The 24,359-nt window shown below is 68.9% G+C and carries 16 protein-coding genes and 1 tRNA gene; 8 read left to right on the top strand and 9 right to left on the bottom strand.

Features of this window, described 5'->3' with window-relative positions; all coding sequences use genetic code 11:
• Positions 1-49 precede the first annotated feature (49 nt).
• The 3 genes from VAR608DRAFT_RS17750 to VAR608DRAFT_RS17740 all read left to right on the top strand — a co-directional run bounded on the left by VAR608DRAFT_RS17750 (position 50) and on the right by VAR608DRAFT_RS17740 (position 6,052).
• Positions 50-1,903, top strand: coding sequence for an autotransporter assembly complex protein TamA (locus VAR608DRAFT_RS17750; RefSeq protein ID WP_172843982.1), 1,854 nt, complete (start codon positions 50-52; stop codon positions 1,901-1,903).
• 2 nt (positions 1,904-1,905) lie between these two features.
• Positions 1,906-5,955 carry a translocation/assembly module TamB domain-containing protein gene (locus tag VAR608DRAFT_RS17745; protein ID WP_088955250.1) on the top strand — a complete coding sequence of 1,350 codons (4,050 nt, stop codon included), beginning with the start codon at positions 1,906-1,908 and terminating at the stop codon, positions 5,953-5,955.
• A gap of 22 nt (positions 5,956-5,977) precedes the next feature.
• Positions 5,978-6,052: transfer RNA gene (locus tag VAR608DRAFT_RS17740), tRNA-Arg, on the top strand.
• Between the two features lie 16 nt (positions 6,053-6,068).
• Here VAR608DRAFT_RS17740 and VAR608DRAFT_RS17735 read toward each other — a convergent pair.
• Positions 6,069-6,464: a hypothetical protein gene (locus tag VAR608DRAFT_RS17735; protein WP_088955249.1), complete on the bottom strand. Its 396-nt coding sequence runs from the start codon at positions 6,462-6,464 to the stop codon at positions 6,069-6,071.
• A 194-nt stretch (positions 6,465-6,658) separates the two neighbouring features.
• Positions 6,659-8,035, bottom strand: coding sequence for a group II intron reverse transcriptase/maturase (gene ltrA, locus VAR608DRAFT_RS17730; RefSeq protein ID WP_088955248.1), 1,377 nt, complete (start codon positions 8,033-8,035; stop codon positions 6,659-6,661).
• A 507-nt stretch (positions 8,036-8,542) separates the two neighbouring features.
• On the opposite strand from ltrA, the gene VAR608DRAFT_RS17720 reads away from it, so the two are divergent.
• From VAR608DRAFT_RS17720 to VAR608DRAFT_RS17705, 4 genes are all read left to right on the top strand, one after another.
• Positions 8,543-9,436, top strand: a complete 894-nt coding sequence (locus tag VAR608DRAFT_RS17720; RefSeq protein WP_088955247.1) for a DUF72 domain-containing protein — start codon at positions 8,543-8,545, stop codon at positions 9,434-9,436.
• A gap of 296 nt (positions 9,437-9,732) precedes the next feature.
• A complete protein-coding gene (locus VAR608DRAFT_RS17715) occupies positions 9,733-10,089 on the top strand; it encodes a hypothetical protein (RefSeq protein WP_088955246.1) in 357 nt (118 codons plus the stop codon).
• Between the two features lie 133 nt (positions 10,090-10,222).
• Positions 10,223-10,762 carry an Rrf2 family transcriptional regulator gene (locus VAR608DRAFT_RS17710; RefSeq protein WP_088955245.1) on the top strand — a complete coding sequence of 180 codons (540 nt, stop codon included), beginning with the start codon at positions 10,223-10,225 and terminating at the stop codon, positions 10,760-10,762.
• 82 nt (positions 10,763-10,844) lie between these two features.
• Positions 10,845-11,915, top strand: a complete 1,071-nt coding sequence (locus VAR608DRAFT_RS17705; RefSeq protein ID WP_088958836.1) for an NUDIX domain-containing protein — start codon at positions 10,845-10,847, stop codon at positions 11,913-11,915.
• Positions 11,916-12,113: 198 nt separating this feature from the next.
• Here VAR608DRAFT_RS17705 and VAR608DRAFT_RS17700 read toward each other — a convergent pair whose 3' ends face one another.
• Genes VAR608DRAFT_RS17700 through VAR608DRAFT_RS17675 form a run of 6 tightly spaced genes read right to left on the bottom strand, consistent with a single transcriptional unit; the run spans position 12,114 to position 16,696 of the window.
• Positions 12,114-12,857: a lysophospholipid acyltransferase family protein gene (locus VAR608DRAFT_RS17700; protein WP_088955244.1), complete on the bottom strand. Its 744-nt coding sequence runs from the start codon at positions 12,855-12,857 to the stop codon at positions 12,114-12,116.
• Between the two features lie 28 nt (positions 12,858-12,885).
• Positions 12,886-14,166, bottom strand: coding sequence for a dihydroorotase (locus VAR608DRAFT_RS17695; RefSeq protein ID WP_088955243.1), 1,281 nt, complete (start codon positions 14,164-14,166; stop codon positions 12,886-12,888).
• Positions 14,163-15,125: an aspartate carbamoyltransferase catalytic subunit gene (locus VAR608DRAFT_RS17690; RefSeq protein ID WP_088955242.1), complete on the bottom strand. Its 963-nt coding sequence runs from the start codon at positions 15,123-15,125 to the stop codon at positions 14,163-14,165. Before VAR608DRAFT_RS17690 ends, VAR608DRAFT_RS17695 begins: the two co-directional genes overlap by 4 nt.
• A 46-nt stretch (positions 15,126-15,171) precedes the next feature.
• A complete protein-coding gene (gene pyrR / locus VAR608DRAFT_RS17685; RefSeq protein ID WP_088955241.1) occupies positions 15,172-15,666 on the bottom strand; it encodes a bifunctional pyr operon transcriptional regulator/uracil phosphoribosyltransferase PyrR in 495 nt (164 codons plus the stop codon).
• On the bottom strand, positions 15,663-16,085 hold the full coding sequence (ruvX, locus tag VAR608DRAFT_RS17680) for a Holliday junction resolvase RuvX (protein WP_088958835.1): 423 nt from the start codon (positions 16,083-16,085) through the stop codon (positions 15,663-15,665). The genes pyrR and ruvX overlap by 4 nt, the downstream gene beginning before the upstream one ends.
• Positions 16,086-16,096: 11 nt before the next feature.
• On the bottom strand, positions 16,097-16,696 hold the full coding sequence (locus tag VAR608DRAFT_RS17675) for a YqgE/AlgH family protein (RefSeq protein ID WP_088955240.1): 600 nt from the start codon (positions 16,694-16,696) through the stop codon (positions 16,097-16,099).
• Between VAR608DRAFT_RS17675 and VAR608DRAFT_RS17670 the strand changes: the two genes are divergently transcribed.
• Entirely contained in the window at positions 16,695-18,197 is a 1,503-nt protein-coding gene (locus tag VAR608DRAFT_RS17670; protein ID WP_088955239.1) for a cryptochrome/photolyase family protein, read from the top strand. The two genes, VAR608DRAFT_RS17675 and VAR608DRAFT_RS17670, sit on opposite strands and share 2 nt — an antisense overlap.
• A gap of 18 nt (positions 18,198-18,215) precedes the next feature.
• Here VAR608DRAFT_RS17670 and VAR608DRAFT_RS17665 read toward each other — a convergent pair whose 3' ends face one another.
• On the bottom strand, positions 18,216-24,353 hold the full coding sequence (locus tag VAR608DRAFT_RS17665) for an Hpt domain-containing protein (RefSeq protein WP_088955238.1): 6,138 nt from the start codon (positions 24,351-24,353) through the stop codon (positions 18,216-18,218).
• Positions 24,354-24,359 lie beyond the last annotated feature (6 nt).

Raw genomic sequence — 24,359 nt, 5'->3', positions numbered from 1 at the left:
CAGAATCGGCAGCGTGCGTCGGGTTGTTTCATCTCTCACGCCGGCTTGGATGCCGGCGTTGTTGTTTGCAGGCATCCTTCTTCTGCAGGGATGCAGCCTGCTGCCGCAAAAGGAACCCGAGGAACGCGACGCGGCCGCCAGTCCCATCGCTGGCGAATCGAGCGCCTCGGGGCGCGAAGCCTTCACCGTCGACGTGCAGGCGCCCGACTCGGTGCGCGACTTCCTCACGCGCAACCTGGAGATCCAGCGTTACCGCGGACTCGAGGATCTCGGCGCGATCGAGCTTTCGCGCCTGATGGTCGCGGCCGAGTCGAACGCGCGCGAGCTGCTCAACACCATGGGCTTCTTCACGCCCACGCTCACGCTGGAGCTGCGCGAAACGCCCGGCGGCAAGGCGCCGCGCGAAGTCAGGATCACCGTCGTGCCCGGCGAGATCACGCACGTGAGCGATGTGCAGGTCGACTTCACCGGCCCGATCGCAGAGACGTCGGAATCGGAGGCCAGGCGCAATGCGATCCGCACCGACTGGCCGCTGCGCAGGGGCCAGCCCTTCAGCCAGCAGGCCTGGGACAACGCCAAGTCCACCACGCTGCGCAGCCTCACGGCCAGGCGCTACCCCACCGGCAGCATCGTCACCAGCCGCGCCGAGGTCGATGCCGATCGCAGCGAAGCCCGCCTCAGCGCGACCTACGATTCCGGACCGGCCTACCGCTTCGGCCCGCTGATGGTGCGCGGCTTGCAGCGCTACGACCCCGATGCGATGCGCCGCATCGCGCGCATCCCGACCGGGTCCGACTACGACCAGCAGCAACTGCTCGATGCCCAGCAGCGGCTCGCGAGCAGCGGCTACTTCAATTCGGTGTTCCTCACGCTCGACACCACCCACAACGACCCGCAAACCGCGCCCGTCATCGCGCAGGTGCAGGAGGCACCGCTGCAGAAGATCGTCGCCGGCGTGGGCTACACCACCGACAGCGGGCCGCGGCTTTCGCTCGACCACATCCACAACCAGATGCCGCTGCTCGGATGGCGCGCGGTGTCCAGGCTCTATCTCGATCGCGACACGCAATCGCTCGGCACGGAATGGAGCGCCATTCCGCGCGACAGCGGCTGGCGCACCTTCACGGCGGCACAGCTCAAGAGCGAGGTGTCGGGCGACTACAAGGTCGACAGCGGCCGGCTGCGCGGCGGCGAGAGCAAGGCCAGCGACCACATCGACCGCAGCCTCTTCGTGCAGTACGACTACGCGAGGAGCCGCGGCTTCAATCCGCCGCCGACGGCTTCGGCGCTGAGCCTGAACTGGAACTGGACCGGCCGCTACTTCGACAACGCCAATGCGCCGACCCGCGGCCAGGGCGTCGCGCTGGAGCTCGCCGCGGGCTACACGCTGACCGGCGAGCGCCTGCCCTTCACGCGCACCTATGCGCGCTGGGTGGGCTTCGTGCCCGCGGGCACCGTCTACAGCGACGACCGGACGCAATCGCGCAGTGCCCGCATCCAGTTGCGCGCCGAGCTCGGCGCGCTGGTCGCCAAGGACAGCGCGCAGATCCCCAGCACGCTCGCCTTCCTGACCGGCGGCGACACCACGGTGCGCGGCTACAGTTTCCGCTCCATCGGCACGGTGCGGCCGGGCGGCACCGTCATCGCCGGCCGCTACATGGGTGTCGCGAGCGTCGAGTGGCAGCGCCCCTTCGTCTACAACGGAAAGCTCAGCGACTGGGAAAGCACGGTGTTCGTCGACGCCGGCTCGGTCGCGGACAAGGTCGGCAACCTCGAAGCCAAGGTCGGCGTCGGTGTCGGCGCGCGCTGGCGCAGCCCCATCGGGCCTATTCAGATGGACCTCGCGTATGGCGTCGACGTGAAGGCATTCAGGCTGCATTTCCGCTTCGGCTTCACTTTCTGACCATGGCCGACGAAACGCCCGCAACACCGCCCGCAGCGCCGAAGCGCTCGCGCATGCGCCGCGTGCTGCGCGGGTTCGCCTGGTTCATCGGCGGACTGGTGACGCTGGTGATCGCGCTGGCCGCCGGCGCCTGGTGGTGGCTGGGAACGGACGAATCGCTGGCCTTCGCGCTGTCGCGCACCGCACGCTTGCTGCCTGCGGACCAGACGCTGGAAAGCCGCGACGTCTCGGGGTCGCTGCGCGCAGGCGGCCGCATCGGCTGGCTGCGCTGGCAAGGCCCGACGCTGGCGGTCGAAGTGAGCGACGCGCGCATCGGCTGGCGGCTCGCGCCGCTGTTGCAGCGCCGCGTGCAACTGGGCGAAGTGCACGCCGGCCAGGTGGTGATCGAGCGGCGCGGCACGCCCGAGGAGAAGCCGGTCGAGCCGCTCGAGCAGATCGTGCTGCCGGTGCAGATCGAGCTGCCCTTCTCGATCGACGACCTGCGCTGGACCGGTCCGCCGGCATTGCAGGCCACCCGGCTGGCCGGCAGCTACCGGTACACCAGCGAGCACCATCACGTCCTCGAGATCACCGGCGTGGACGTGGCCGAAGGCCACTACGGCGCGCAGGTCGATCTGCAAGGGCCGGCGCCGATGGCGATCGACGCCAGGATGAACGGCCGGATACGCGCCTCGCTCACCCAGGAGAACCCCCCGCTCGACGTGCTCGCCAATGCCAGCGTGACGGGCACGCTGTCCGGCGCGGAGGCCCGCCTCGCGGTCGCCGCGGATCTGCAGCCCGTCGACGAAAGCGCCGAAGCGCCGATGCGCGCGCAGCTGCGGGCCCACATCGCCCCCTGGCAGCCGCAGCCCGTGATCGACGCCGAGGCGGAACTGGAGAACGTGGATCTCGCCCGGCTGTGGCCCGACGCGCCGGCCACGCTCCTCACCGGCCACGTCGAGGCCGGCCCCCAAGGCAGCGCGAACAACACGAGCTGGAAAGCCAGCGCCGACATCCGCAACGCGATCGCCGGGCCGTGGGATGCCGGCAAGCTGCCCGTCGAGCAGGTCGAGGCGCAAGCCGCCTACGATGGCACCACATGGATGGTGCCCGAAGCCACCGTGCACCTCGGCGGCGGACGCATCGAAGCCCAAGGGAGCTGGAGCCCCGCGCCCGAACCCTGGCAGGCGCGCGCCACGGTGCTCGGCGTACAGCTCGGACAACTGCATTCGGAGCTCGGCGGCGCGCCGCTGGGCGGAACCATCCAGGCCGATCAGGCGGGCGACACGATCCGCTTCGACGTCGCGCTGCGTGCCGAAGGCGGCGCCGGCGTGCAGGGTGTGCTCGTCGAACGGGCCATCGCGCAGGGCCAGTGGCAGAACCAGGTGCTGGACCTCAAGACGCTGCGCGTCGAAGTCCGCCACGCCACGCTCGAGGGCCGCGTGCAGGTGCAGGTGGCCGAACAGGGCGGCAGCGGCGACCTCCGCCTCGTGGTGCCGGGCGGCAAGCTCCAGGCGCAGGGGCGCATCGCTCCGGCGAGCGGCAGCGGGCAGATTCGCGCGCAGATCGATGACGCCGCCGCGCTGCAGCGCTGGATCGAATCCCTGCCGGAAATGGAAAGGCGCTTCGGCGGTTCGCTCGTGCAGGGCAGCGCACGGCTCGAAGCGAGCTGGAAAGGCGGCTGGCAGGCGGTGCAGCGGCGCCTGCAGGCCGCGAACGAGCCGGCCCCGCGCGGCACCGCCGAACCGACGATCGACGCCACGCTGACCGTGCCCCAGCTCGACGTCGCGCTCGCGCCGACCGAAACGGGCGAGGCGACCCGCATCGCCCTCGCCAATGTCCGCGCCGAGCTGGCGGGCAGCCTTGCGCAATCCACCGTGGCGCTCAAGGGCGAAGCCAGCACGGGCACGCACAAGCTCACGCTCGACGCGCGCGGCGGCGGCGGCATCGATCGCGCCAACCAATGGCGCGCCGCGCTCGCCACCTTCCGCGCCCAGTACACGGACAGCACGCGGCCGGGCCCGTGGACGCTGGCGCTGAACCGCGCCTTCAGCGCCACCATCCGCTCGGTCGACGGCGGCGCGCCGCGCCTCGAAGTCGAGGCATCGGCAGCCGGCGCGGAAGTGACCGGCCCTGTGCCGGGCATGCTGAAGATCGACTGGCAGCCGCTGCGCTTCAGCCAGAGCGGCTCGGGCGCGACCCGTTCGACGCGGCTTCAATCCAAGGGCCAGTTCCAGGGCCTGCCCATGGCCTGGGCCGAGGCCTTCGGCGAGACCGACACGCTCGAACGCATCGGCTTCAGCGGCGACCTGCTGTTCAACGGCGAATGGGACATCGACGCCGCCGACACGCTGCGCGGCCATGTGCGCATCAATCGCCAGAGCGGCGACCTTCGCGTGCAGGCCGGCGAGGCGGCGCTGGTCACGCGCGTCCACAGCACCGGCACCGGCGCGCGCAGCGAGATCACCATGGACGCGGCGGGCGCGGGCGTCAGCACGCCGGCCGGATTGCGGCAGGCCGAGTTCCGCCTCGATGCCGAGGGCGACACGGTCCGGGGCCTTCTGGCGTGGGAGAGCGAGCGCGCCGGCCAGATCCGCGTGGAGGCGAGCACGCGCCTGCTGCAACGGCCCGGCGGCTGGCAGTGGGCCGCCGACGCGCCGCTCGCGGGCCGCGTCAGCGCGAAGATGCCCAACCTCGGCGTGTGGTCGATGCTCGCGCCGCCGGGCTGGCGCATCGCCGGCACGCTGCAGGCGGATGCCACCCTCTCAGGCAACCGCAACGACCCGCGCTGGAACGGCACGCTCGCCGCCGACCAGCTCGCCGTGCGCGCGCTGGTCGACGGCCTCGACCTGCGTGATGGCCGCCTGCGCACGACGCTGGCCGGCAACCACGTCGAGGTCAACGAGTTCACCCTCCAGGGCGGCCTCGGCAGCCAGACCCGCATCCCCGGACAGGGCGGCAACCTCAGCACCGCCGCGAGCGAAGCCGCGAGGGGCGGCGGCACGCTCACCGTGCGCGGCGACATGTCCTGGGGTCCGGCGCCGGCCCCGGGCGCCGGCAGCGGGATCCGGATGGCGATGCAGGCGCAACTGCGCTCGCTGCGCACCCTGGTGCGATCCGACCGGCAGCTGACGCTCTCGGGCGACGTGCAGGCGCGGCTCGACAACGGCCAGTTCACCGTGCGCGGCGATCTGCGCACCGATCGCGCCGTCATCATCCTCCCGGACCAGACCGCGCCCAGCCTCGGCAGCGACGTCGTGGTCCGCTCGGCGGTGCGCGACCGCGAAGCGAAGGAAGATGCCGAACGCGCCGCCGAAGCGACCGAACGCCTCGGCGCCCGGCCGCAGACCGCGAAGCCGCCGGACGTGATGGTGAGCTTCGACCTCGGCGAGGACTTCGCGGTCCAGGGCCGCGGCATCACCACGCGCCTGGCCGGCAAGCTCAACATCCAGGGCACCGCACTGGACGCCCCGCCGCGCGTGACCGGCGAAGTGCGCACCGTCGCCGGGCAGTACCGCGCCTACGGGCAGCAACTCAACATCGAGACCGGCATCGCCCGGTTCAACGGGCCCATCGACAACCCGCAGCTCGACATCCTGGCGATCCGGCCGAACATCCAGCAGCGCGTCGGCGTCGCCATCACCGGCACGGCGCAATCGCCGCGCGTGCGCCTGTACTCGGAGCCCCAGCTCTCCGATCAGGAAACGCTTTCATGGCTGGTGCTGGGACGCGGCTCCGCGACCAGCGGCAACGAGTCGGCCGTCCTGCAGCAGGCCGCGCTGGCGCTGCTCGGCGGCCTGGGCAGCGGCGGCACCGGGGGCGGGCTGGCGAGCCGCTTCGGACTCGACGAAATCGGCTTCCGCGGCCCGAGCAACGGCAGCGAGGTGCGCGACTCGTCCGTCACCGTCGGCAAGCGCATCGCGCGCGACTTCTACGTCACCTACGAACGCAGCCTCGCGGGCACGCTCGGCACGCTGTTCGTCTTCTATGACCTCACGCGCAACCTCACGCTGCGCGCACAGGCCGGCCAACCGAGCGGGATCGACCTGATCTACACATTGAAGTTCGACTGAACTGGTACAGTTGCGGGCCTTCGTCCTCGTAGTTCAATGGATAGAACGGGGTCCTCCTAAGACTCAGATACAGGTTCGATTCCTGTCGAGGGCACCAGCCCGCACCGCCATCCTCAGCGGCCCACGAGCGCGTAGTCCGTGTACTCGGCGTGGCTCCAGCGGATCGTGACCTTGAGCCTGGCCTCGGTCGGCTGCGCAGCGGGCACGGCAAAGCGACAGTTGAGGCTCACGTCGCCGTCCTCGCCGAACAGCTCGTTTCGGCTGCCCTCCTCGCAGGTCAGCGGCTGACCGCCCAGCGCCGGGCGGATGCTGACCCTCGTGTCGTCGTGGCTGCCCGAGAAGCGCGCGATGAACTCGAAGCGTCGCTGCATCGCTTCGCCGGCCGGAATGATGCAAAGCACGTCCTTCGAATCGAAGGTCTGGGACTCGATGCTGCATGCCGGTTGACTGGCTTCGGCAGGGTTCGAGAAGACAAGAATGCAGAGCAGGAAAGGCAAGACGCGTCGCATGAATCCTCCAGGCCAAGGCCCGTCGCCTGGGCCGAAGGCCGGCATCTTGCTGCAAGCGTGTGACAGCAGCTTGAAGGCCGCCCGAACACGGCCCGTGCGGACCGCGAATCGGGATAGGGGCCGGTCACGAAGACCGGACCCCTCCCACACCACCCGGCATGCGGGTCCGCACCGGGCGGTTCGAGAAGTTGAGGTCAGCATAGCCGGGGAATGCCGAAGTTGTCGAAGTACGCGTTGGTCAGCACCCGATTGACGAGGTTGGCGCTGCAATACCACCAGCGACGGGCGTGGGCAGCCACTTGCGCGGCCAGATCGACAGAAGCGCCCAAGGCGCGAAGTTCCCGGAATACGGTCGTTCCACGGCACCAGAACTTCAACTGGATCGCTCTGAGCCGATGGCGCAGCCAACTGTCCAGTTCGCGGAACGTGCTGGGCGTCTGCGTCAACCGGAAGTAGGCCTTCCAGCCGGGCATGAATGCCTGCAAGTCCTTGGCGATCTGATCAAAGCTGCGGCCGGTCTGCCGCCGGGTGAGTTGCCTCACCCGCTGACGGTAGCGCTGTAGCGCTGCCGCCGCCACATCCCTATGGACTTTGCCTGTGGTCTTCGAGAGCCAGAAGCAGTAGCCCAGAAACTTGCGTTTCCAAACCAGCGCCACTGCCGTCTTGGCCTCGTTGACCGACAGGCGCAGTTTCGCGTAGCAGCGCCGCAGTCCTGCCAGCACCCGCTTACCCGCCGCGATGCTCTTGACGTAGACATTGCAGTCGTCGGCATAGCGCACGAAGTTGTGCCCCCTGCGTTCGAGTTCGCGGTCCACTTCGTCGAGCATCACGTTGGCCAGCAGAGGCGACAGAGGCCCGCCTTGCGGCGTGCCCTCGTGGCGCTCCAGTTGAAGCCCGCCGTCCATGATCCCGGCCTGAAGATATTTGCGGATCAGCCACAGCACCGCCTTGTCGGCGATGCGTCGGGCCAGTCGCTCCATCAGGATGTCGTGGTTCACGCGGTCGAAGAATTTCTCTAGGTCCACGTCCACCACTACCGTGCATCCCTGCTGGACATAGCTGTGCGCCAGCAATACGGCCCCGTGCGCGCTGCGCCCGGGCCGGAACCCGAAGCTGTGCTCGCTGAATGTAGGGTCGATCACCGGTTGCAACACTTGCAGCAGGGCCTGCTGGATCAGTCGATCAACAACCGTAGGGATACCCAACTCCCTGTACTCACCGCCCAGTTTCGGAATCTGCACGCGGCGCACCGGACTGGGCCGGTACGTTCCAAGCAGAAGACTTTGCCGGATGTCAGGCCAGTGGCGCTTGAGGTACCCCTCGGTCTGCTCTACCGTGCGCCCATCGACGCCGGCGCTTCCCTTGTTGGCTTTGACGCGTTTCCACGCCGCCGCCATGTTGCGCTTCGCCAGCGCCTGCCCAAGCAGGTCCTCTGGCCCCCAGTGCGTTTGTTCATCCCGCGCCGGTCGCGATTCATCACGTGCGGGCTCACACCGGGCTTCACCCTGTGCGCGGCCTACGCGCCCCGCTGAACCAGCGGGCTTCTGATGCGATTCACTTCCGAGCGACATGTCTCGTCACTGTCCTTCTCGTTTGGCCCTTCGTCAGGTCGCCCCGACTACTACGACCGCTGCTGACTTCTCGCTCCGGACAAGCCCGTCGCCCTTTCAGGCATAAGGCGAGATCTCCCCAGGTAAGAACGCGATCCTTCACCGCACAGTCGCCCCATTTACGCCACCTCGCCTTGACCACAAGAGCTTCGCAGCCTTTTGCCTGCTCGCCCTGCTCGGCAGCGCCTCAGATGAGGTTCGTGTACCTCGACTCACGGTTTACGCTCCACGCTTCCTTTCCACGCTCGGTCGCCCTCACGCAGTTGCGCTTCGCTTGCCTCACTGTGGTCAGCTCGGCCGGGGACTTCCACCCCGAAGATCGCGCCCATGCTGGGCGCACAAAAAGAAAACCCGCCGAAGCGGGTTCAAAACAGCCGAGACATGGAAGGCTGTCATTGCCGAGCATCGCAGACGGGCCTGACCGGGGCCTGAGTTCCCTCTGGCGCTCCCCGCCGCTAGCATGCCGGGATGAGTTTCCTCGTCGGCACCGCCTCGTGGACTGACAAGACGCTGATCGAGTGCGGGCGCTTCTACCCTCCGGCCTGCAGGACGCCCGAAGCGCGCCTGCGCTACTACGCGTCGGTCTTCCCGCTGGTCGAGGTCGACAGCAGCTACTACGCCATCCCGACGCCGATGACGGCGCAGCAATGGGCCCTGCGCACGCCCGATCACTTCGTCTTCAACATCAAGGCCTTTCGCCTGTTCACCGGACACTTCACCGAGACGCGGGTGATGCACAAGGACCTGCAGCAGGCGCTTGGGGTGGACCGGAAGCTCTACTACAAGGACGTGCCGGAAGACATCCGGGCCGAGCTCTGGAAGCGCTTCGTCGAAGCCCTTGAGCCGCTGCGGCTGGCGGGCAAGCTGGGGCTGGTCCACTTCCAGTTTCCCCCGCGGCTGAAGTTCAGCCGGGAAGCGATGGCGCATATCGAACGTTGCATCGCATGGATGCCCAACTGCACCCTGAGCATCGAGTTCCGGCACAGGTCGTGGTGGGAGGGTCCGGCGCGCATCGCGAGCACCCTGGCCTTCCTGCGGGAGCATGGCCTGGTGCACACCATCGTCGATGGCCCCCAGGGCGCGGACAACAGCGTTCCGGCCGTCTGGGAGACCACGCATCCGGACTACCTGCTGCTGCGGCTGCATGGCCGGAACATGGAGGCCTACAACGCGCCGGCGCAGACCGCGGCCGAACGCTTCGACTATGACTACCCCGATCGTGAACTCGGAGAGCTCGCGGCCGAACTGGTGCGCATCGCCTACAAGGTGCGCAACAAGCACGTCATCTTCAACAACTGCGACGAGGACAAAGGCCAGCGCAATGGCATCACCTTCCTGAAGATGCTGCTGGCGCATGGCTGAACTCCGAGATTTCTCCCAGATGGGCCCGCAAACTCCGTCCTGCAGCCGGAAGTCTTCACAGACCCCTCCACTCCCTCCACCATCCGGCTGTTTCAACCCGCTTCGGCGGGTTTCTTTTTGTCCGCTCGAACCCCAATGCCCTGGGTTTTCCCTCTCCTCTGGGGACAAGCTTGGGGACAACAGCACTGGATTCGCATCGGATCGACCTCTGGAGCGGCTCCGAACACGATGCCCACGAATTAGGCAATCGCCCGGCGGCGGCCCCGACCTGGAGGCGCGGCTAGAATCCGGGGCTCATGCCCCGCTGGCTCATCGCCTCTTTCATCGCTTTCGTGCTTTGCTGCTTCGGCTTCGCTGCCGCCGCGCAAGCCAGGACGGGCGAAGTCCACCCTGCGGACGACTGCAAGGCGACGGTGGCATCGATCCAGCAAGACAAGGCCCCGGCCGACGATGCATCCTCGGCGGACACGAGCGACGAGGTCGCGGATCTCGACGAACCCGGGGACTTCAACGAATTCCTCACGGGCATTCGCCCGCTCCTCGTCCCGGCGGTCGCCGCGGTGTGGCCACCCCGCCTGACACCGCTCGGCGCGCCCCTGCCCCCGCTCGAGCGGCCCAAGCGGCCGCCTCGCGGCAGCGTCTTCCTCGTCTAGCTCGCAAGCTCGAAGGCCTTGGGCCTTCGTCTTCTCGATGCGAGCCCCTGCATCGCGGCGCCGGCGCGCGCGATGCGATCGATCCGGCGACCGACCGCCGACCCCGTCAGGAACAAGTAGGAAGGAATCAACGATGCGTCTCACCACCAAAGGCCGTTTTGCCGTCACGGCCATGATCGACGTGGCGCTGCAGGGCTCGGCAGGGCCCGTCAACCTGGGCTCCATCAGCCGGCGCCAGCGGATTTCGCTGTCGCATCTCGAACAGCTCTTCGCCAGGCTGCGCCGCCACGATCTGGTCGAATCCACGCGCGGCCCGGGCGGTGGCTATTCGCTCAGCCGCAAGCCCGCCGAGATCACCGTGGCGAACATCATCCAGGCGATCGACGGCGACGGCCAGGAAAAGACCCGGCCCCTGCAACCCGCGCTCCCGGGTGCGGTGAACCGCCACGCCACCGACGAGCTGTGGGCCTCGGTCAGCCGGCGCGCGCTGGAATTCCTCGACACCGTCACGCTGCAGAGCCTGGTGGACGAGCAGATCGCGCGCGGCGTCGAGGTCGAACGCGAACGCAGCGCGCGGCGCCTGCCGCTCCCTACGACGCGCGTCAAGCCCCAACCGGTCAATGCGCCGAACTCAGTCTTCGCGCTGGGCGCGATGCTCGCGAAACGTTCCTGACGCGGCACGGCGGCGCCGGGGACGCGCATCCGATGGCCGGCACGGGACTGGCATGGGCCGAGCGCCTATGCTTGGCATCCTCATGACCGCTTCCATTTCCCGCCCTCACGATCTCGCGGTCCTCATCGGCCGCTTTCAGCCTTTTCACAACGGTCATCTCTCGCTCCTCACGCAGGCGCTCGATCTGGCGCCGCGCATCGTCGTCGTGATCGGCTCGGCGTTCGGTGCGCGCTCGCCGAAAGTGCCTTTCGACTGGCAGGAGTGCGCACGCATGATGCGCGACGCGGCCCCTGAATCCGAACGCGCGCGCATCCTCTGCGTACCGGTGCGCGATCACTTCGACGAGGCGCGCTGGGTGGCCGCGGTGCGCGGCGCGGTCGCGCAGGTCCTGGCGGAGCACCACGCGGCACCCCCCGCATCGACGGTGCTGGTCGGCCACTTTCGCGATCCGACGCGCGATTACCTGCGTGCCTTTCCGGACTGGACGCTGCACCTGGCCGAAGAGACGCCCATCCGGCGCGCGAGCGCCCTGCGCGGCGCCGTGTTCGAGCACCCCGAGAAAGGGCTGGCCGGCATTTCCGGCGAGGTGCCGGCGAGCACCGTCCGCTTCCTGCGCGAATGGAGCGCCCGCCCCTCCTTCGAGGCCTTGCGGCAGGAAGCGGCCATCCTGCGCGAGTACGACATCGCGTGGTCCGTCGCGCCCTATCCGCCGATCCTGGTCACCGTCGACTGCGTGGTGAAGTGCCGCGACAGGGTGCTGCTGATCCAGCGCGGCCACTCGCCCGGCAAGGGCCTGCTCGCGGTGCCGGGCGGATTCCTGGAGCAGCGCGAAAGCACTTTTCAGGCGGCCCTGCGCGAACTCGACGAGGAAACGCACCTCGCGGTGCCGCACGCGATGCTACAAGCCTGCCTCAAAGGTAACGACGTGTTCGACCGCCCCGACCGGAGCCAGCGCGGCCGCACCATCACGCACGGCTTCTTCTTCGATCTGGGCGATCGCGAACCGCCGCCGATCCGCGCGGACGACGATGCCGCGGCGGCGAGCTGGACGCCGATCGACCAGCTCTGTGCGAGCGAGGATCGCTTTCTGGACGACCATTTCCAGATGCTCGACCACTACCTCGTGCTGCTGCCGCGCCAGGCCGCCCTGTAGGCACCCGCCGACGCCGTCCCCCAGTCTTCTCCGGCAGCGGGCGCGACGAGCAGCGCCTATCTTGTTTTCAAACGCATACCGAACTCTTGCCGATGAAGGGCAATATCCACTGAGCGACGATTCCTCCTCCCGGCGCTTCCCTGCGCCGTTCTACAGCGCCCCCCGGGGCGCTGTTTTTTGGGTGCACCGAGCGCGTGCCTACTTCAGCTCGCGGCGCAGTTCCTGGACGTCGTCGTGCAGGCTCTTGGCCCAGGCGCGCCGTTCTCGGCCATGCGAGGACTGGGGCTCGCCGAAGCGCACGATCGCGAGCAGCGGCGGCGCCTTCAGCGTGTTCCAGACGGACGAGAGCAGGTTGTCCTCGCCGATGTAGCGCGGCGCGTAGCTCGTCTCGCCGGACTCCGCATCGGCAAAGCGCAGCGCGGCCGGCTGCACCGGGGCGCCGCAGGAAATCGCCGCCTGCAGCAAATTGGCATGGAACGGCAACAAGGTGTGGCCATCGCTGGTCGTGCCTTCGGGGAAGACCGCGATCACATCGCCGTCCTGCAGCGCTTCCGCCATGTGGTGCACCACCCGCATCGCGTCGCGCCGCCGCTCGCGCTCGATGTAGAGCGAGCCGGCACCGTCCGACAGCGTGCCGATCACCGGCCAGTGCCGCACATTGGACTTCGACACGAAGCGCACATGCCGCGCCGCGTGAATGGTGAGGATGTCCAGCCACGACAGGTGGTTGCAGATCAGCAGCACCGGCCCGTGCGCCGGCGGCGTGCCCTGCACGCTGAGCCGGATGCCCAAGAGGTTGAGCATGCGCTCGGCCCAGCGCTGCACGTGCGCCTGGCGCTCGGCAACCGAAAGCGCCGGAAACCTCGTGCGGATGATCCACCAGCCCCGGGAGATATGCGCGATGGCGCGCAGCAGCTTCAGGCTGGCGGAGAGTGCGTGCATCGGGCGAGCTGGCTCTTTCAGTCGTGGTTCAGTCGTGGACGACACGGCCGCCGACCAGCGTGAAGCGCGCGCGGCCGTGCAGCGCATAGCCGCCGAAGGGGGTGTGCTTGCCCTGGCTCTTGAGCGCTTCGGGCGTGACCTGCCACTCGTGCGCCGGGTCGACCACGCACAGGTCCGCCGCACCGCCTTGCGCCAGGCGGCCGATACCGTCGGTGCCGATCAGGCCGGCAGGCGCGGCGGTGACCACCTCGATCGCGCGCATCAGGCCGGCGCCGCTGTGCTCGCCCCATTGCAGCGCGAGCGGCAACAGCAGTTCGAGACCGGTCGCGCCCGCTTCGCTTTCAGCGAAGGGCAGCGTCTTGGCATCGGCTTCGACCGGTGTGTGGTCGGACACCAGTGCATCGATGGTGCCGTCGGCCAGCGCGGCCGAGAGCGCATCGCGGTCGCGCTGCTGCCGCAATGGAGGACTGAGCCGTGCGCGGCTGTCGAAATAGCCGATGTCGGTATCGACCAGGTGCAGCGAGTTGATGCTGACGTCGCAGGTCAGCGGCAGCCCTTCCGCCTTGGCGGCGCGCACCTGCGCCACGCCGGCCGCGCTCGAGAGCCGGCACAGATGCACGCGCGCACCGGTCGCGCGCATGAGCTCGACGATGGTGAAGATGGCGATCGTCTCCGCCGCCGCCGGCACGCCGGCGAGGCCGAGGCGCGTCGCGAGCGGACCGCTCGCCGCCACGCCCTTGCCCAGGTCGCGATCCTGGGGGCGCAGCCACACGGCGTAGCCGAAGGTGCTCGCGTACTGCAGCGCACGTTGCAGCACCTGCGTGTTGCCGAGCGGAACATCGGCCTGCCCGAAGGCCACGCAGCCGGCCTCGGTCAGCTCGGCCATTTCGGTCAGCACCTCGCCCGCCAGAGCGCGCGTCAACGCGCCTTGCGGAAACAGGCGCGCGCGCTGGAGCTTCTCGGCGCGGAACTTGAGCATCTCGACGAGGCCCGGCTCGTCGAGCACCGGGTCGGTGTCGGGCGGGCACACGAGGCTCGTGACGCCGCCGGCCACGGCCGCGGCCATTTCGCTTTCGAGCATGCGCTCGTGCTCGTAGCCGGGCTCGCGCAGCCGCGCCGAGAGATCGACGAGCCCCGGCACGACGAGGCAGCCCTGCGCATCGAGTGTGCGGTCCGCGCGGAAGTCGCTGCCGACGTTGCCGATCGCGACGATCTTTCCGTCGGCGATCGCCACGTCGGCCTGTCGATCGAGCCTGGATGCCGGGTCGACGACGCGCCCGTTGGTGATCAGGACTGTGCTGCTGCTCATGACTCGTTCCCTGCGACGATGCTCATCACGGCCATGCGCACCGCGATGCCGAAAGTGACCTGCGGCAGGATCACGCTCTGCCGTCCATCGACCACGGCGGAGTCGATCTCCACGCCGCGGTTGATCGGCCCCGGATGCATGACGATCGCATCCGGCTTGGCGAGCTGCAGCTTGTCCGGCGTGAGGCCGTAGGTCTTGAAGAATTCCTGCGAGGACGGCAGCAGCGCGCCGCTCATCCGTTCGTTCTGCAGGCGCAGCATGATGACCACGTCGCAGTCCTTGATGCCTTCCTCCAGCGTGTGGCACACGCGCACGCCCATCTGCGCGAGATCGCCCGGCACCAGCGTCTTCGGGCCGACCACGCGCACCTCGGCGCAGCCCAGCGTGGTCAGCGCATGGATGTCGGAGCGTGCCACGCGCGAATGCAGCACGTCGCCGACGATCGCGACGGTGAGGTTCGCGAAGTCCTTCTTGTAGTGGCGGATCGTGTACATGTCGAGCAGGCCCTGCGTCGGATGCGCATGGCGTCCGTCGCCCGCATTCACGACGTGCACGTGCGGCGCGACGTGCTGCGCGATCAGGTAGGGTGCACCCGATTCGCTGTGGCGCACCACGAAGAGATCGGCGGCCATCGCGCTCAGGTTCGCGATGGTGTCGAGCAGCGATTCGCCCTTGGACGCCGACGAGCGCGAGATGTCGAGGTTGATCACGTCGGCCGACAGCCGCTTGGCCGCGATCTCGAAGGTGGTGCGGGTGCGCGTGGAGTTCTCGAAGAACAGGTTGAACACGCTCTTGCCACGCAGGAGCGGCACCTTCTTGACCTCGCGGTCGCTCACGCTGGTGAAGTTGGCCGCGGTGTCGAGGATGTGGGTGAGGATGTCCTTGGGCAGGCCCTCGATCGAGAGCAGATGGATCAGCTCGCCGTTCTTGTTGAGCTGCGGGTTTCGCTTGTAGAGCATTAATCAGGCCTCCGCGAATACACGAAGTGATGAGCGTGGGGGTCCATCAGGTCTCCTCCACTTTGAAGCTGAACGCGCCCGAATCCGATCGCGCGAGCGCGAGCAGCTGGGTTGCGGGCAATTCGAGCTTCTGCGCCGCGAAGTCCGCGGCCACCGGCAGCTCGCGTCCGCCGCGATCGATCATGACGGCGAGGCGCACGCACGCCGGACGGCCGAAGTCGAACAGCTCGTTGAGCACGGCGCGGATCGTCCGGCCGGTGTAGAGCACGTCGTCGAGCAGCAGCACGTCGGCGCCTTCGACGTCGAAGGGCAGCGAAGTCTGCGCGCTCGCGGCGAGGCCGCGGCGCGCGAAATCGTCGCGGTGCATCGCGGACGAGATCACGCCGGGCGCACCGGCCAGGCCCAGGTCTTTCTGCAGCCGCTCGACCAGCCAGGCGCCGCCGGAGGTCACGCCGACGAGGTGGGTGTCATCGCGCATCAGGGATTTCACGCCGCGCAACAACTCGAGGTAGAGCGCTTCGGCGTCAGGGATGGAGTTCACGGAAGGCTCCTCAGGAACTGTTCAAGGATGATGCAGGCCGACGCGGCGTCGGCGTCGCGTGCGCCCGAGGCGAGCGCCTCGGTGGTGCTGTAGCGCTCGTCGACCTCGTACACGGGCAGCTTGAAGCGGCCGTGCAACTGGCGCGCGAAGCGCTGCGCCGCGCGGGTGTTGTCGTGCGGCGCACCGTCGGGATGGCGCGGCACGCCGACGACGAGCGCGTCGGGTTGCCACTCGCGGATGCGGGCTTCCACCTTCGCGAAGCGGGCGTCGCCTTCGGCCTTGATGGTGGCCTGCGGCGTCGCGGTTTTCAGCAGGCGGTTGCCGCTCGCGACACCCGTCCGCTTCTGGCCGAAGTCGAAGGCCAGAAAACTTTGGAAGTGGGAAGGAACGGAAAGCGGAGGGGCTGCGCGGTCAGGCATCAGCGCTGCGCTCATGCATGCCCCGCGTCGGGCGAGAGCGTCCAGGCCTGAAGGCCCAGCAGCGACAACGCCTTGTCGTAGCGCTGCTCGACGGGGGTGTCGAAGATCACGACCGGATCGGCGCCGACGGTCAGCCAGCTGTTCTCGGCCAGTTCGGATTCGAGCTGGCCTTCGCCCCAGGCGGAGTAACCGAGCGAAACAAGCACCTTGCGCGGACCGGCGCCGGTGGCGAGCGCCTCCAGCACATCCTTGGAAGTGGTCATTTCCAGCCCGCCGGGGATGGTCATGGTCGAGGCGTAGACGGATTCATTCGGCTTGTCGGAGCGCGCGAAGACCGGCTCGTGGAGCACGAAGCCGCGCTCGGTCTGCACGGGGCCGCCCTGGAAGACCGGCGCCTTGCCGAGTTCGGGGCTGGCGAGGTGCAGTTCGATCTTCTCGAACAGCGCGCCGAGGTTGATGTCGCTGGGCTTGTTGATCACCAGGCCGAGCGCGCCGCGCTCGCTGTGTTCGCAGAGGTAGACCACGCTGCGGCTGAACGCCTTGTCTTCCAGACCCGGCATCGCAATCAGGAAATGATGCGTCAAGTTCATCGGGGCAGAATCAGAGGCCATGCCGCCGATTTTACTTGCCGTCGACAAGATCTATCCCAAGGGGCTTATGTGGTTTCGTCGCGATCTCCGGGTCGACGACAACGCGGCGCTCTACCAGGCGCTGCGGGCCTGCCGGCAGGTGGTTTGCGTGTTCGTCTTCGATCGCGCGATCCTCGATGCGCTGCCGCGCGCGGACCGGCGGGTGGAATTCATCCGCGAATCGCTGGTCGAGCTCGACGCAGAGCTGCGCACGCTCGGCGGCGGGCTGATCGTGCGGCACGCGGTCGCCGAAGACGAGATCGCAGCGCTCGCCCGCGCACTGGACGTGCAGGCGGTGTTCGCGAACCGCGACGACGAGCCCGAGGCGACGGACCGCGACGCCAAGGTGCTGGGCGCACTGGCGAATGCCGGGATCGCCTTGCACACCTACAAGGACCAGGCCGTCTTCGACCGCGACGAGGTGGTGACGCAGCTCGGGCAGCCCTACACCGTCTTCACCGCCTACAAGCGCGCGTGGCTCGCCAAGGTCGATGGGTTCTACCTGAAGGCCTATCCGGTGCGCAGCTACGCGGAGGCGCTGGCCCCTGCGCCCGAGAAGTACCGGGCACCGGTCCCGGAGCTGGCGCAGCTCGGCTTCGAGAAAACCAATCTCGCCGAACTGGAGATTCCCACCGGCAGCCAGGGCGGCTCGGCGCTGTTCGACGACTTCTCCCGGCGCATCGACCGCTACCACGACGCGCGCGACTTCCCCTCGGTGCGCGGGCCGAGCTACCTGGGCATCCACCTGCGCTTCGGCACCGTGTCGATCCGGCAACTCGCGGGCGCGGCGCACCAGTTGGCGCAACAGGGCGACCCGGGTGGCGCGAGCTGGCTCGGCGAACTGATCTGGCGCGACTTCTACTTCCAGATCCTGGCGCACCATCCCCACATGGTGGAAGGCGGCAAGCGGCGCAGCTTCAGGCCCGAGTTCGACCGGATCCAGTGGCACCACGGCAAGCACGCCGACCTGCTCTTTCACGCCTGGTGCGAGGGCCGGACCGGCTACCCGCTCGTCGATGCCGCGATGGCGCAGATCAACCAGACCGGCTACATGCACAACCGGCTGCGCATGGTGGTCGCGAGTTTCCTGTGCAAGGACCTCGGGCTCGACTGGCGGCGCGGCGAGCGCTACTTCGAGCTCCATCTCAACGACTTCGAGCTGTCGTCGAACAACGGCAACTGGCAATGGGCGAGTTCGAGCGGCTGCGTCGCCCAGCCGTACTTCAGGATCTTCAACCCCGTCACGCAGAGCGAGAAGTTCGACCCCGAAGGCAGGTTCATCCGGCGCTATCTGCCGCAGCTTTCCAACCTGTCCAATGCGGCGATCCATGCGCCCTGGACGGCAGCGCCGCTGGAGCTGGAAGCGGCCGGCGTCAGACTCGGCGAGAACTACCCCAAGCCGATCGTCGACCACGCCGAAGCGCGGGAGCGCACGCTCCTGCGCTATGCGGTGGTGAAGGAGGCGCAGCGCGATTCGCGCTAGCGCCCCCCGCCACGTCGATCAGGCCACGAGCGCCACGGGCAGCTCCACGCCCGTGTAGCTGCGCACCAGTCGCAGCAGCTCCTCTTCCGAATACGGCTTGCCGAGGTAGTGATTCACGCCCAGCGCACGCGCGTGGTCGTGGTGCTTCTCGGCGATGCGCGAGGTGATCATGATGATCGGCAGGTCGGCCAGCGAAGCGTCCGCGCGGATGTTGCGCGCGAGGTCGAAGCCATCCATGCGCGGCATCTCGATGTCCGACAGCACGACCGCGGGGCGCTCCTGCTGCAGCCGTTCGAGTGCCTGCAGGCCATCCGCCGCCAGCGCGACCCGATAGCCTTCGCGCTGCAGCAGACGCTGCGTGACGCGCCGCACGGTGATCGAGTCGTCCACCACCAGCACCAGCGGCACCTGCGACGGCGCGTGGGCGACCGGTGCCGTCGGCTGGGCACCGCCCGTGTCCCGGGTCGCGACGGCGCGGCCCGCTGCAGCCTGGAAGCTGCGCGCCTTCTCGCCATGGACCGAGGCCAGCGCCACCGGGTTGTAGATCAGCGCGACCGCACCCGATGCGAGCACCGAGATCGCCGCCATGCCCGGCAGCCGCGAAAGCTGCGGACCGAGGTTCTTGACCACGACTTCCTGGTTGCCCAGCACTTCGTCCACGTGCAGCGCCACGCGCTGCGCCGCGCTTCGGACGACGACGATCGTGTTCGCCTTGCCCGGCGCGCGTTCGCTGCCCGGAGACGACTGCAGCAGCGCACCGGCCCAGTAGAACGGCACTTCCTCACCGCCGAACGGGTAGTGGCTGTCCAGATAGGCCTTCTCGAGCTCCGATGCACCGGCGCGCAGCACCAGTTCGACGAGGTTGGAAGGCACGCCGATGTTGACCGCGCCGGCGCGCATCATCACCACGTGCGTCACCGCCGTCGTGAGCGGCAGCACCAGCTTGAAGGTGGTCCCCTGCCCCGGCTTGCTGTGGGTCTCGATGCGGCCGCCGAGGCCGGCGACCTGCGCGCGCACCACGTCCATGCCGATGCCGCGGCCCGCCAGTTCGGAGACCTGCTCGGCGGTCGAGAAGCCGGGCTGATAGATCAGCTCCGCCGCCTCCTGGTCGCTGATCTGCTGGCCCTCGGCGACGAGGCCGAGCGAGCGCGCACGGGCGACGATCCGGTCGTACTTGAGGCCGCCGCCGTCGTCCTGGAAGCTCACCGAGACGTCATTGCCTTCCTGGTGCAGCTCGATGACGATCAGGCCGCTCGGATCCTTGCCGGCCTTTTCGCGCACCGCCGCATCCTCGATGCCGTGCGCCACGCAGTTGCGCAGCAGATGCTCGAAGGCCGGCGTCATCCGTTCGAGGACGCCGCGATCCATCTCGATCGAGCCGCCAGTGATGTCGAGCCGTACCTGCTTGCCGGTGTCCTTCGAGGCCTGGCGCACCACGCGATACAGGCGGTCGGAAATGCCCTCGAATTCCACCATGCGCGTGCGCAGCAGGCCGCGCTGCAGTTCGCGCGTCTGGCGCGCCTGCGCGCTCAGGTCGTCCTCGGTCGCCTGCACGGTCTTCTGGAGCGTGCGCTGCACGGTCGCCACGTCGTTGACCGACTCGGCCATCATGCGGGTGAGTTCCTGCACGCGGGTGAAGCGATCGAACTCGAGCGGATCGAAGCCCTGCTGCGAATCCTTGGCCTGCGCGAGGCGGGACTGCATCTGGCTTTCGGCCTGCAGCTCGATGTCGCGCAGCTGCTGGCGCAGGCGGTCGAGGTTGCCCGTGAGATCCGCGAGCGAACTGCGCAACTGCCCCAGTTCGGCCTCGAGGCGCGAGCGCGTGATGATGACTTCGCCCGCCTGGGCCACCAGGCGATCGAGCAGGTGCGTGCGGATGCGCACCGCCTGGCTCGACACCGCGCGCAGCGGCGTGAGCACCGAGGGCGAAGGCATCGCGACCGCCGCGCGCGCCACGAGCGGCTCTGCGGGGGTCGCTTGCTCGACCGGTATCGGCTCGGCGGCAGCCGGCACCGCATCGTGCTCGGGCGCGGCCGCCTCGACCACCGGTGGGGTCGCCGGGGCTTCCGCTTCCGGCGCGGCCACGGTGACGACCGGCGTGACAGACGTGACGGGCGTGGCGGCAAGCTGGACCAGCTCGGCCTGCGTCGCATCGTCCGCGGCCCGCAGCGCATCGAAGTTGGCCTGCAGGGCGTCGAAGCGCGTGAGCAGCTGCTCGATCGCCTGCCGGTCGGCGCCCTCGGAACCGATCGCCTCGATGTCCGATTCCATGCGATGGGCGCGCTCGCCCAGGCGCATGGCGCCGGCCAGGCGCGCACTGCCCTTCAGCGTGTGCAGCGTGCGCAGCGCGCTGCTGCGCGCAGCCCTGTTGTCGGGGTTCTGCGCCCAATCGCGCAACGCGGCGCCGAGCTGCGGCAGCAGGTCGCCCGCCTCTTCCTCGAAGATCGGGAACAGGTCCATGTCGACCGCATCGACGACGTCGGAGCCTTCGTCGGCATCGTCGAGCAACACATCCGACCCGGCATCGCGCACCAGGTGAAGCGGCGCGGCGGCAGGCTCGACGACCGCTTCCGGGGGCGGCAGTTGCGAGGCGGCGACGTTGCGCAGCGCCTCCAGCGTGTCTTCAGCCGGGTCGCGCAGGAATCCGGCCGCGAACTGGTGCAGCAGGCGCCGTTGTTCCTCCGCGGCGGCGACGAGGATCGCGCCCTGTTCCGGCGTGCCGCGGCCCAGCGTGTGCAGATGGTCGAGCGCGGTCTCGAACAGCCGCGCCATGCCCGAGAGGCTCTGGAACCCCACGGTGGCGGAGCTGCCGGCCAGCGAATGCGCCAGGCTGATCGCCGACATCGGGACCCGCTCGTGGGTTTCGAGCGCCCATTCGCCCACCTCGGTCGCGAGCTGGCGCGACCATTCGTCGGCTTCGTTCAGATAGACGTTGTAGAGCGCGATGCCGATGCGCAGCGGGCCGATGACCTTGACCTGCTCCTCGGCACTCGGCGCTGGCGTGGGTTCCGGCTGGGGCGCCTCGGGCGCTGCCGCAAGGGCTTCGACGGGCGCTGCCTCGACGGGCGGCTCTGAGACGACCGCGGGCGGGAGCTCTGCGGTCGCGAACTCGAGCGGCGCTTCGTCATGAACAGCCGGCGGCTCCTCGATGACGGGCGTTTCGGCCACGGCGGCAGCCTCGACTTCGGGCTCGAGGCTCAACGCAAATGCAAGCTCGGGCTCGGGGGCGGATGCCACTTGCGGCTCGGGCAGAAGCTCTTCTGCTGCCGGCTCGGGTTCGGGCTCCGCCTCGGGCTGCGGGGCTGCGGCGACCTCGGGCTCCAGCGCCAGCGCGGGCAGTTCTGCGGGCTCGGGTTCGGGCTCAGGCTGCGGCCGCGACGCGGCCGCCACGAGCGAGGGCTCGAGCGCGGTATGGACGGTTTCGAGGAAATCGACGTCCTCGTAGTCGCCCAGCGCCACGGACTGTTCGGGCGGCGGCTCGGGCTTGCCATCGAAGTCGAGGAAGTCCGTCGATGCAAATCCGTCGTCGGAACGCGGAGCCTCCGAGGCCGGCGCGACTGCCGCCTCCTCGGAAGGCGGCTGGTCCTCCTCGCCCTTCAGGTCGATTTCGAGTTCCAGATCGCGAAGATCGGGCAGCTCCGGCAGCGGCACGGGCTCCAGCGCGGGCGGCGGCACTTCGGCGGCGGACTCCGCCGCGATGTGGCGCGCGGCGGCAACGAGCGCCTCGGCGTCGGCGACACGGGCCGGGATCTGCAGCGGCTCGCCGGTGCGCAGCGATTCGGCGATCGCCAGGAAAGGCGCCGACTTCCAGGGGTGCGACCCGCCCGCGGCGATCGCTTCCACCCACTTGGCGAAGTCCTGGAGCGCATTGCGTGTGCCGGTGAGCAGTTCCGGCGTCGCCGGGCGCTGGTCGGCCAGCCAGGTGTTCAGCACCTGTTCGAGGGACCATGCGGCCTCGCCGAAATCCATCAGCCCGACCATGCGCGAGCTGCCCTTGAGCGTATGGAAGGCACGCCGCAGGATGGTCAGCTCGCCTTCATCGTCCGGGCGCGTCCCGAGCGCCGACACCGCCGCCAGGCCGTTGTGCAGGACTTCGCGGGCTTCGTCGAGGAAGATGTTCTGGAGGTCGTCTTCCTCCAGTTCGGTCACCTCGGTGTCGGGCAGCGCCTCGAGCGGCGCGGGGCCGGTGATCTTGGAGGTCCAGCTCGTGGCCGCCTGGCTGAATTCCTCGATCGGCGACGGCGCCGGCTTGCGCGCGCCGGGGGTCGCGAGCGCGGCCAGCTTGGCGGCGATCTGCGCGTCGACTTGCTCGACGCTCATGACCGCCTCGGTCACCGCGACCGGGCCGGATGCCGCTGCGAAAGCCGCGGGCGCAGCCGCCTCGGAGGAGGCATCGCCGGCCTGGCGCCCCATGAGCGGCTTGAGTTCGCCAATGTCCGCATCGAACACGAACAGCCGCTTGGCCAGCGCCGGCTGGTAGCTGAGCATGTCGATCAGGAAACCGAGTGCGCCCAGGTTGTTGCCGAGCGAATCGAAGGCGCGGATCTCGTCGGCCGGCGACTCTTCGGTCAGCAGCTGGTCGACGTTCTCGCGCATGCGCTGCACGGTCTGCGCGGCCTGATCGAGGCCGAGCACCGAGAACACCCCGCGCATCTGCAGCAGCTGCGAGGGCACGTTGCGCAGCAGGCTCTTCTCGGTCGGGCGGCGGAAGAACTGATCGAGCGATTTTTCGAGCTCGCCCAGGTGGCTGCGCAGCTCGCCGACCACGGTGCCCATGGTCTGGCGGTCGCTCACGCGGCGATAGAGCTCCTCCATCCAGGGCTCGAGCGGCTCCGAGCGCCCGCCGTCGCGCGCGCGGTCGATGCGCCCGGCCAGCTGGACGGTGCGGGCGGTGAGCTGCCGGTCCTGCGGATCGAGATCCTCGAAAGCGGCTTCGAGATACAGCACCGAGGTGGCGACTTCCATCGCGAGCTCGGTGCCGGGCGCCTTGCTGGAACGGACCGAGGCGTCGACCGCGTTGTTCAGTGCCTGCACCATCGGCAGGCTGGGCGGATGCAGTTTCTGCAGCGACTCGCCGAGCTGCGCGAAGGTGTCCACGACCTGCCGCATGCGGCTCACCTCGCCGCCGGACAGCGCCGACCACATTTCCTTCGCGGTCTCGATGCGCTTGCGCGCCTGCGCGAGGACCACCGGGTCGAAGCGGCCGAACTGCTCGACGGTGTAGTCGACCTTCTGCTCGTTGGCGACGCCCCAGGCCGCGCGCACCGCGCGCAAGGTGGCGGCTTCGTCGTTCGCTCCCGGAACGGCCTGGGCGCAGAAGAAGAGCAGGTCCCGGCCGAGGCGGTCGGACACTGTGTTGTCGCCGCGTGCCAGCGTCGCGTACTGCAGCAGCACGCGCGATGCGGCGCGCTTGACGTGCGAATCGGCCGGAATCAGCGCCAGCGCCAGCGCCTCGAAGAAGCCGGCGGCAAGCGTCCAGAAGCTCGCCACCCGCGGCACCGAGGCGCCACGGCCGAGGCCGAGGCACAAGGCCTGCAGCCGGCGTGCCGCATGGTCGTCGCCGCTCTTGACGACCTGCAAGACCTCGCGATCGAGCTTCGAGCGGACGGCGGGGTCGTACACCAGCGCGGCCTGGGTCGGCGCGGGCTTGATCTCGACCCAGCGCCAGGTCATGTTCCACAGATCGGCCGGGTGGACGCGCTCGTTGCCGACCAGTTCGAGCACTTCGCGGTACTGCGGGAACAGCGCGACGGACGAAACCGCCTTGCCTGCGACCACCGCGTTCAGGAAATCGGCGACGGCGAAGCCGGCCCGCTCGATCTTCTGGACTGCGGCGTCGTTGCAGCGCAGCGGCTCGGTAACGAAGCTCTGGACCGCGAACTCCATCGCGCCCAGCACCAGGGCGGGCGCCGTGTGGCCCACCATCTGCAGCGCGCCGACGGCCTGATGCAGCTGCTGCCGGGCCTGTCGCACCGGCAAGGTGTCGATCTCCGAACCCGGCAGGGCCGACGCGGCGTCGCGCGAGAAGCGCCGCAGGGTCTTGCCCACGGCATCGAGCGACTTCTGGATTTCTCCGAGAACCCAGGCCAGCGGCCCAAGATCCTCCGTTGCCGGCGCATTGCCGGCGATGTGGGCTGCGGGACTTTGCATCGACACGTTGGA

The sequence above is a fragment of the Variovorax sp. HW608 genome (genome assembly GCF_900090195.1).
Classification (GTDB): Bacteria; Pseudomonadota; Gammaproteobacteria; order Burkholderiales; family Burkholderiaceae_C; genus Variovorax.
This window is presented reverse-complemented; position numbering and strand designations above follow the sequence as displayed.

Excerpts from the sequence above, each read along its gene's own strand:
- VAR608DRAFT_RS17695 (WP_088955243.1), bottom strand. The coding sequence starts at position 14,166 with ATGAGCAGCAGCACAGTCCTGATCACCAACGGGCGCGTCGTCGACCCG.
- ruvX (WP_088958835.1), bottom strand. The coding sequence starts at position 16,085 with ATGCCTGACCGCGCAGCCCCTCCGCTTTCCGTTCCTTCCCACTTCCAA.
- ltrA (WP_088955248.1), bottom strand. The coding sequence starts at position 8,035 with ATGTCGCTCGGAAGTGAATCGCATCAGAAGCCCGCTGGTTCAGCGGGG.
- VAR608DRAFT_RS17690 (WP_088955242.1), bottom strand. The coding sequence starts at position 15,125 with ATGCTCTACAAGCGAAACCCGCAGCTCAACAAGAACGGCGAGCTGATC.
- VAR608DRAFT_RS17720 (WP_088955247.1), top strand. The coding sequence starts at position 8,543 with ATGAGTTTCCTCGTCGGCACCGCCTCGTGGACTGACAAGACGCTGATC.
- VAR608DRAFT_RS17700 (WP_088955244.1), bottom strand. The coding sequence starts at position 12,857 with ATGCACGCACTCTCCGCCAGCCTGAAGCTGCTGCGCGCCATCGCGCAT.
- VAR608DRAFT_RS17675 (WP_088955240.1), bottom strand. The coding sequence starts at position 16,696 with ATGGCCTCTGATTCTGCCCCGATGAACTTGACGCATCATTTCCTGATT.
- VAR608DRAFT_RS17745 (WP_088955250.1), top strand. The coding sequence starts at position 1,906 with ATGGCCGACGAAACGCCCGCAACACCGCCCGCAGCGCCGAAGCGCTCG.
- VAR608DRAFT_RS17670 (WP_088955239.1), top strand. The coding sequence starts at position 16,695 with ATGCCGCCGATTTTACTTGCCGTCGACAAGATCTATCCCAAGGGGCTT.
- VAR608DRAFT_RS17715 (WP_088955246.1), top strand. The coding sequence starts at position 9,733 with ATGCCCCGCTGGCTCATCGCCTCTTTCATCGCTTTCGTGCTTTGCTGC.
- VAR608DRAFT_RS17750 (WP_172843982.1), top strand. The coding sequence starts at position 50 with ATGCCGGCGTTGTTGTTTGCAGGCATCCTTCTTCTGCAGGGATGCAGC.
- VAR608DRAFT_RS17735 (WP_088955249.1), bottom strand. The coding sequence starts at position 6,464 with ATGCGACGCGTCTTGCCTTTCCTGCTCTGCATTCTTGTCTTCTCGAAC.
- VAR608DRAFT_RS17710 (WP_088955245.1), top strand. The coding sequence starts at position 10,223 with ATGCGTCTCACCACCAAAGGCCGTTTTGCCGTCACGGCCATGATCGAC.
- VAR608DRAFT_RS17705 (WP_088958836.1), top strand. The coding sequence starts at position 10,845 with ATGACCGCTTCCATTTCCCGCCCTCACGATCTCGCGGTCCTCATCGGC.